At 66.7% G+C, this 8,466-nt stretch carries 7 protein-coding genes; 2 read left to right on the forward strand and 5 right to left on the reverse strand.

Annotated features, from left to right (window positions below; all coding sequences use genetic code 11):
• Positions 1-421, forward strand: a 421-nt coding sequence (locus H8B02_RS42040) for a formate dehydrogenase accessory sulfurtransferase FdhD (RefSeq protein ID WP_229171565.1), incomplete at its 5' end; no start/stop codon positions are given.
• Entirely contained in the window at positions 405-626 is a 222-nt protein-coding gene (locus tag H8B02_RS42045) for a formate dehydrogenase subunit delta (protein ID WP_173641858.1), read from the forward strand. The genes H8B02_RS42040 and H8B02_RS42045, both read left to right, overlap by 17 nt.
• Before the next feature lie 151 nt (positions 627-777).
• Here H8B02_RS42045 and H8B02_RS42050 read toward each other — a convergent pair whose 3' ends face one another.
• The 5 genes from H8B02_RS42050 to H8B02_RS42070 form a co-directional block, all read right to left on the reverse strand.
• Positions 778-3,741, reverse strand: a complete 2,964-nt coding sequence (locus H8B02_RS42050; protein ID WP_229171568.1) for a bifunctional [glutamine synthetase] adenylyltransferase/[glutamine synthetase]-adenylyl-L-tyrosine phosphorylase — start codon at positions 3,739-3,741, stop codon at positions 778-780.
• On the reverse strand, positions 3,738-5,192 hold the full coding sequence (locus H8B02_RS42055) for a sensor histidine kinase (protein WP_229171570.1): 1,455 nt from the start codon (positions 5,190-5,192) through the stop codon (positions 3,738-3,740). The genes H8B02_RS42050 and H8B02_RS42055 overlap by 4 nt, the downstream gene beginning before the upstream one ends.
• A 3-nt stretch (positions 5,193-5,195) precedes the next feature.
• On the reverse strand, positions 5,196-5,876 hold the full coding sequence (locus H8B02_RS42060; RefSeq protein WP_212311653.1) for a response regulator transcription factor: 681 nt from the start codon (positions 5,874-5,876) through the stop codon (positions 5,196-5,198).
• 350 nt (positions 5,877-6,226) lie between these two features.
• The gene (locus H8B02_RS42065; RefSeq protein ID WP_229171572.1) at positions 6,227-7,816 is read right to left on the reverse strand and encodes a Do family serine endopeptidase; all 1,590 of its coding nucleotides are present in this window, start codon (positions 7,814-7,816) and stop codon (positions 6,227-6,229) included.
• A 171-nt stretch (positions 7,817-7,987) separates the two neighbouring features.
• Positions 7,988-8,452 carry a cytochrome c-type biogenesis protein gene (locus H8B02_RS42070; RefSeq protein ID WP_229171574.1) on the reverse strand — a complete coding sequence of 155 codons (465 nt, stop codon included), beginning with the start codon at positions 8,450-8,452 and terminating at the stop codon, positions 7,988-7,990.
• Positions 8,453-8,466 lie beyond the last annotated feature (14 nt).

The raw sequence follows: 8,466 nt of genomic DNA on the forward strand, positions 1-8,466 counted from the left end.
GACCGCGGTGGCGGCGGTCGCGCCGCTGCAGGAGATCAACCGCCAGACCCGCGCGGTGCACGCCGCCGCGTTCTGGACGGCCACGCGCGGCATCGTCGCGCTGCGCGAGGATGTCGGCCGCCACAATGCGCTCGACAAGCTCGCCGGCGCGCTGGCCCGCGACAAGGTGGTTGCAAGCGACGGCATGGTGCTGGTGACCAGCCGCGTCTCGGTCGAAATGGTGCAGAAGACCGCCGCGATCGGCGCGCCGCTGATTGCTGCCGTGTCGGCCCCGACCGCGCTTGCGGTACGGATGGCAGATGCCGCCGGCATCACGCTTGCCGGGATCGCCCGCGCCGATGGATTTGAAATCTTTACGCACCCGGAACGCGTCACAGGTGCGGTGCCCGGCAAGGAGTCCACTTATGTCGTCGTCGCCTGACAAACTGGTCTATATGGCGAACCAGATCGGGAAATTCTTCCACAGCCAGGGGCACGACCGCGCCGTGCAGGGCATCTCCGAGCACATCTGGAAGTTCTGGGACCCGCGGATGCGCAAGCAGATCTTCGCCCATCTCGACACCGGCGGCGCCGGCCTCGACCCCGACGTCCGCGATGCCTTGCAAAAGCTGAAGCAGCAGGCGTAGCTCTCGGAGCGCTTCCACCGCTTTCTCACCGTCACCCTGAGGAGGCCGCGCAGCGGCCGTCTCGAAGGGTCGACAGCCCGGCTCGTGGCCGTGCATCCTTCGAGGCTCGCTCCGCTCGCACCTCAGGATGACGGGTCGAGTGTCGTGGGGATTACCCCCCGCCGACGATCGCGTTGAAGACGCGGCGCACTTCGCTCTGGGTCTCGCGCAGGCGGGCCTCCAGCGCGGAGAAATCCGGCGCGTCGCCGGCCCGCGCCATCACGCGCCGCAGATCCTCGCCCGCGGTCTCCGGATTGAACTTGCCGGTGACGCACAGCCGCAGGATCTGCGTCAAATCGTGATAGAGCCGCGCCGCCGAGCGCAGGATCTCGGCTTCCGACTGGCCGAGCAGGCCGAGCTTGGCGGCATGCTCCAGCACCTGCAGCGTCGAGACGCTGAGGATCTCCGGCTTCGCTGAGGCGTGCGCGAGCTGCAGATATTGCGCGATGAAATCGATGTCGACGAGCCCGCCGGCGGCAAGCTTGAGGTCCCAGACATCGTCCTCGCCCTTCTCCAGCGCGATCGCGCGCCGCATGTCGGCAACGTCGGCCGCGGTCGATGCCGCATCGCGCGGCCGGGTCAGGACGCTGCGGATGATCGCCTCGATCCTCTCGCGGAACTCCGGTGACGACGAGATCACGCGGGCGCGCGTCAGCGCCATGTGCTCCCAGGTCCAGGCTTCGCGCTCCTGGTAGTCGGAAAACGAATCGATCCGCGAGGCGACCGGACCGGCACGCCCCGACGGCCGCAGCCGCATGTCCACTTCATATAGGACGCCGTAATTGGTCCGGGTCGTGAAGGCGCTGATCAGGCGCTGGGTGAAGCGGGCAAAATACTGCGCGCCGTGCAGCGAGCGCTCGCCGTCGGAGTCCGGCGCCTCGCCGTCGAAATCGTAGAGCAGGATCAAATCGAGGTCGGAGGACGCCGTCATCTCGCGGCTGCCGAGACGGCCCATCGCGACGATCGCGGTCTCCTGCCCCTTGACCCGGCCATATTGCGCGGCGAACTGGTCGGTGACGAGACCGTGCACGGTGTGCACGATGCCTTCGGCGACATCGGCGAAGGCCGTGCTGGCGTGCTGCGCCGACACCGTGCCCGACAGGATCCGCGTGCCGATCAGGAACAGGCTCTCCTGGCCGAACAATCTCAGACGATCGAGGAAGTCCTCATAGGACGAGGCGTCCTGCAGCGTGGCGGCAAGCCGCTCCGACAGCTCCTTCTTGTCCGGCATCGCGCCGAAGAAGCGTGGATCGACCAGGCCGTCCATGATCTGCGGCTGCCGCGCCAGCATGTCGCCGAGCCGCGGCGCAGCACCAAGGATCAGCGCCACCAGCGCGACGAAATCGCGGTTCTGGCTGAGCAGCGAGATCAGCCGCCCGCCGCGCTGCAACGCGCCCAGGAAACGGTCGAACGCCGCGACCGCATCGTCCGGCTCCTCGGCATCCGCGAGGCCATCGATCAGGCCGGGAATGAACTCCAGGAACGCCGCCCGCGTCGCCTCCACGCGCAGCGCGCGATAATCACCCTCGATCCATTGCTGCACGGTGCCGGCGACCATGACCGGCTTCTTGAAGCCGAGACTGGCGAGATGTTCGATCAGGCGACCCTCTTCGGGGCCGGCCCCGTAGTCGACATCCGGCAGCTTCACGCTTCCGGTCGGATCGTCGCCCTCGAACAGCTTACCGTAATGGTTCTGCACGATCTTGAGCTGGCCGAGCAGATCCTTCGCGAAGGCCTCGCGATTCTCGTAGCCGAAGAAATGCGCAAAGCGCTCGACCGCTTCCGGCTCCTCGGGCAGCGAGTGGGTCTGCTCGTCGGCGATCATCTGCAGCCGGTGCTCGACCCTGCGCAGGAATTCGTAAGCCGTGGTCAGTTCGTCGCGCGCCTCGAAGGTGATCCAGTTGCTCTCGGCGAGCACATTGAGCGCCTCCAGCGTCGGCCGCACCCGCAACTCCGGATGGCGGCCGCCGGCGATCAGCTGCTGGGTCTGGGCAAAGAATTCGATCTCGCGGATGCCGCCGCGGCCGACCTTGACGTTGTGGCCCTCGACCGAGATCTCGCTCTGGCCGCGATAGGTCTGCATCTGCCGCTTCATGTCGTGGACGTCGGCCAGCGCCGCAAAATCCAGATGCTTGCGCCAGACGAACGGCGCGAGCTCGCCGATCAGCGCCTCGCCGGCTTTGGGATCGCCGGCGCAGGGCCGCGCCTTGATCATCGCGGCGCGTTCCCAGGTGCGCCCTTCGCGCTCGTAATAATGCAAGGCCGCGTCTGTCGAGATCGCGACCTGGGTCGAGGCCGGGTCCGGACGCAGCCTGAGATCGACCCGGAACACATAGCCCTCGCCCGAGCGCTGCTGCAGCATCCGCGCCATCGCCTGGGTGACGCGGACGAAGAACGGCTGCGGCTCGATATCCTCGGCGAGCGAGGTGGCCGTGCGATCGAAGAACACGATCAGGTCGATGTCGCTGGAATAGTTCAGCTCGCCCGCGCCCATCTTGCCCATCGCAAGCACGATCAGGCCCGAGCCCGCTTCCGGATGGTCGGGGTCGACGGCAGTCATGCGGCCGCGGGCGACCTCCTGCAGGAACAAGTATCGCAGCGCCGACTGCACCGAATTCACCGCAATGTCGGTCAGCGCCGCCGTCACCCGCATCACCGGCCAGACGCCGCCAATGTCGCACAGCGCGATCATCAGCGCGGCCTCCGCCTTCATGCGGCGAAGCAGAACCATCACGTTGGCCTCGCTGCCGGCGGCGAGCACGTCGCGCGAGGTGGTCTCGATCAGGTTCGCAAGATGCGACTCCGGGTCGCATGACAGGATCCGGATCAGCCGCGCGGCATCAGCCCGCGCCAGCTCGAACAGATACGGCGAGAATTCGGCAATGCCGCGCAGGATGTCCCGTGCGAACGGGTGCTCCAGCAGCGCCGCGAGCGCAGCCGATTGCGCCGGCTCGAGCTCGGCGAACCAGTCGGTCAGGCGCTGATCGGCGGATACGGGAGCGGCGACACGCGGTCCGTCCGCGAACCGCGCGGCCAGATGGTGACGATCCGCGTTTCCCGGCGCGGCGGCATTCATGCCGCCTTCTGTGGCACATCCTGCGTTTGAGCCGCAAGCCTGTCACTGCCGCCCGCCCGCGCCGGCAGCACCAGGGTCGCCACCAGCCCCGGATGGGCATCGCCGAGCCGCAGCTCGCCGCCGTGGAGCGTGGCAACCGCCGAGGCCAGGCTGAGGCCGAGACCGGAACCGGGTAAGGTGCGGCTCGCCTCCAGCCGGACGAAGCGCTCCACCGCGTGCTTGCGGTCACCCTCGGGGATGCCCGGACCGTGGTCGGTGACGCTGAGCAGGACCTGATCGCCCTCGCGCCGGGCCTCGATCAGGATCTCCCGCGCATCGGCCTTCATCGGCTCCACGCCCGGTTCGGGCTTGCCATATTTGATCGCGTTCTCGACCAGGTTGGCGACCGCCTGGCTGATCAATTCGCGGTTGCCGTGAATCGGCGCCGGCGCGGTCTTCACCTGCAGCCTCATGCCGTCGTCCTCGGCCAGCGGCTCGTACAATTCGTGGATGCCATTGGCGACGTCGGCGCCGTCGAAATCGTCCATGTTGCCGCGCGCCTGGCCGGACTCGGCGCGCGCGATCATCAGCAGCGCGTTGAAGGTGCGGATCAACCCGTCGGACTCCTCGATCGTCCGCTCCAGCGCCGCGCGATAATCGGCCTCGGAGCCCGACCGCGCCAGCGCCTCCTCGGCGCGGTTGCGCAGCCGCGTCAGCGGGGTCTTGAGGTCATGGGCGATGTTGTCGGAGACCTCCTTCAGCCCCGTCATCAGCGCCTCGATGCGCTCCAGCATGACATTGAGATTTTCCGCGAGACGGTCGAGCTCGTCGCCGCTGCGGCCGACCGGCAGCCGGCCGGACAGATCGCCCGCCATGATGCGCTTGGTGGTGCCGGTCATTGCGTCGATCCGGCGCAGCACGCGGCGCGCGACGAAGATGCCGCCACCGATGCCGAGCACGACGACGACGAGGATCGACCATTGCGCGGCCTTGGCGACGATGCCGAACAGCCGCCGCCGCTCCTCGAGGTCGCGTCCGACCAGCAGGCGGAATCCGTTGTCCATCTCGGTGACCCGCACCAGCGCGCGGTGATCGGTCTTGTCCTGGTCATCGAACCGGCGATAGGCGGTCTCGCTCCAGCCCTGGACGCTCATCACGCCAGGCGCCAGCGAGCCGACATTGCCGGCCAGCGCCTGCCCGTTCGGCGCCGTCAAGAGATAGAGGTTGGCGCCCGGCCGCAGCGCACGATTGCCCATGGTGGTCAGCAGGCCGTGCAGGCCGCGACGGTTATAGATGGCGGTGATCTCGCCGATCTCGACGTTGACGGTGGTCGTGATCTGCTCGGTGATCAGCCGTCGCGTGTTCCAGGCGAAATAAGCCAGCAGCGAGGCGGCAAACAGCGCGAACAGGAACAGGTAGACCAGCGTCAGTCGAAACGCCGTGGTCCGGATCAGTTTGCCGAAGGCCGTCACGATCTACCTAATGCCATCTCTGATCATATACCCCGCTCCGCGGATGGTATGCAGCAGCGGCCGCTCGAAGCCTTTGTCGATCTTGGAGCGCAGCCGCGAGATGTGGACGTCGATGACGTTGGTCTGCGGATCGAAATGATAGTCCCAGACATTCTCGAGCAGCATGGTCCGCGTCACCACCTGGCCTGCATGCTTCATCAGATATTCGAGCAGGCGGAATTCGCGCGGCTGCAACGTGAGCTCGTCCTTGCCGCGGGCGACGCGATGCGACAGCCGGTCGAGCTCGAGGTCGCCGACGCGGTAGGTGGTCTCCTCGGCCGGCCCGACATTGCGCCGCGACAGCACCTCGACGCGCGCGAGCAGCTCAGCGAAGGAATATGGCTTTGGCAGATAGTCGTCGCCGCCGGCGCGCAGGCCCTTGATCCGGTCGTCCACCTGGCCGAGCGCCGACAGGATCAGGACCGGCGTCCGGTTGCCCTTGTCGCGCAGGATGCCGATCAGCGACAGGCCGTCCCGCTTCGGCAGCATGCGATCCACAACCAGCACGTCGTAGTCGCCGGTCTCCGCCATCGACAGGCCTTCCTCACCGTCCGAGGCGAGATCGGCGATATAGCCGACTTCACGGAATGCCTTGACCAGATAGTCGGCTGACTCGCGGTCGTCTTCGATGATCAGGATGCGCATTTGCGGAGCGGTTGCGGTCACGGGAATGGGCCCTCTGTCAGCATGGCGCGGCCGGCCTGCACATGCAAGACGACCGCGAATATTCCGGGAATCTTGTGGGCGCATGATCTCCGCGACAAACCCGTTCCGGGTTTGTCGCGGGGGAAAACCGGTTTCCACTTTTCCGGATCATGCGGCGCTGAAAAAAGTGGGCGGTGAAGCTGGGGGACCTCACCGCCCTGAGACCTTCCGACAGAGGGGGGCATATTCCATCGAAAGGCAACATAGGGAGCGAGCAAGGGGCCCGCCCCCCGGAACGAGCCGTCGGCGGGGGCGACTAATGCCGGCGACGCGTTCCAACTCATAGATAGTTATCCCTTGGCCAGCGGCACTGCCACAAAGCGCGACGAACCGCCGCTCTTCACGCGCATGAGAACGCTGTTCTTGTTGTCATTGCGCGCCGCGGTGATCGCATCACGCACCTCACCGGCGGTGCCGACGGTCTTGCCGGCGACCTCGAGGATCACGTCGCCTTCCTTGAAGCCCCGCTCAGCGGCAGCACTCTTGGGATCGACTTCAGTCACGACCACGCCTTCCTTGCCGGCGCCGGCCACGCTGTTGGCGGGTGCCACAGTGAGGCCCAGTTTCGGCACGTCGGTGCCACGGGACGAGTTGCCCTTGTCGCCGTTGTTGTCGGTGTCAGCCTTGGCTTCCAGGTTGTTCGGCAACTGGCCGAGCGTGAGGTTGACGGTCTTGTCCTGACCCTTGTGCAGCACGTTCAGCTTCACGGCATTGCCGGGCGCGAGGCCGCCGATGGTGCGGGCGAGTTCGCGCGCATCCTTCACCGGCTCGCCATTGACGGCGGTGATGACGTCGCCGGACTCGATGCCGGCCTTGGCCGCGGGGCCGTTGGCCTGCGGTTCGGCAACCAGCGCGCCTTCCGCCTTCTTCATGCCGAGGCTGTCGGCGATGTCGGAGGTCACCGGCTGGATCTGGACGCCGATCCAGCCGCGGCTGACCGAGCCCTTGTCCTTCAGCTGGGCAACGACGCTCTTGACGGTCTGGGCCGGGATCGAGAACGCGATGCCGACGCTGCCGCCGGACGGCGAGTAGATCGCGGTGTTGACGCCCATCACCTCACCGGACACGTCGAACGCCGGGCCGCCCGAATTGCCCTTGTTCACGGGCGCATCGATCTGGATGAAATCGTCATACGGGCCGTTGCCGATGTCGCGGCCGGAGGCGGAGACGATGCCCGCGGTCACGGTGCCGCCGAGACCGAAGGGATTGCCGACCGCCAGCACCCAGTCGCCGATGCGCGGCTTGGTGTCGGAGAGCTTGGCAAACTGGAAGTTGGAGCCGCCCTCGACCTTGATCAGCGCGAGATCGGTGCGCGGATCGGTGCCGATCACCTTGGCGGAGTAGGTCTTGCCGTCGTCGGTCGTGACTTCGACCTTGTCGGCGCCGTCGACGACGTGATTGTTGGTCACGGCGAAGCCGTCAGCCGAGATAAAGAAGCCGGAGCCCTGGCCCGTCACCACGCCACCGCCACGCGGTCCGCCGCGCAGACCCGGGGGCAAGCCATCCGGACCGCCGAAGCGGCGGAAGAAGCGTTCCATCGGCGAACCCGGCTGGAACGGCGAATCTTCATTGTTGCCGCTGTCGTCCTTCGCGACCTTCTCGCGAATGTTGACCTTGACCGAGATCACCGACGGCTTGACGCGCTCGACGATGTCGGCGAAGCCGACCGGCTGCTGAACCTTCTTGACCTCGTTATTGACCTGCGCATGCGCGGGCGTCGTGAACAGGTCGGCCGGGTTGTGGGTGGGGCTGAAGCCGTAGGTGGCGGCACCGAGGCCGGCCACGACCGACGCCATCAGCGCGAGTTTGCGGGCAGAGAACAGCGAGCGCTTCGGCGCCTTGTAGGACGGAAGGGTCGAGAGGTCGGGACGGTCGGTCATGTCTTGAGATCTCCAGGGCCAGAATCATTCGGTGCGCGGGCGAGCACCTGATGCGCCTGAACATGGGGTCATCAGCCTTACAGCGCGCTGGCTGCGGAATTAAACTTTGGTAATTGAGCGGACCCGTGCTGCGGCACAATAGCGCATGCAAATTAAGGGCTTAGAAAGGAACTAAAGCGGTTTGTCCCGCGCGGATTCGGCCGCCAGCAGCCGTTCCAGGCGCGCCTCTTCGTCGGACGTCAATCCGGGGCTGGAATCGCCCCCGTCGGCAGCCGGATTTGCCTTGCGCCGGCCGAGGCGCCAGAGCGCAAAACCGCCCAGCAGAAGCGCCAGCGGCGGGGTCAGCCACAGCACCAGCGTGTGCTCGTTGAGGCGCGGCTTCAGCAGCACGAATTCGCCATAGCGGGCCACCAGGAAATCGATCACCTGCCGGTCGCTGTCGCCGGCCGAGATGCGTTCACGCACCAGGAGGCGGAGGTCGCGCGCCAGCGGCGCCTCCGAATCGTCGATCGACTGGTTCTGGCAAACCATGCAGCGCAGTTCCCTGGAGAGCTCGCGCGCCCTCGCCTCCTTCGCCGGGTCCGCCATGATCTCGTCGGGCAGCACGGCCCGGGCCGGCATCGCACCGAGCACCAGGGTCGCCGCAAGCG

Origin of the sequence: Bradyrhizobium altum (genome assembly GCF_020889705.1) — a bacterium.
In the GTDB taxonomy this organism is placed as follows: Bacteria; Pseudomonadota; Alphaproteobacteria; order Rhizobiales; family Xanthobacteraceae; genus Bradyrhizobium; species Bradyrhizobium altum.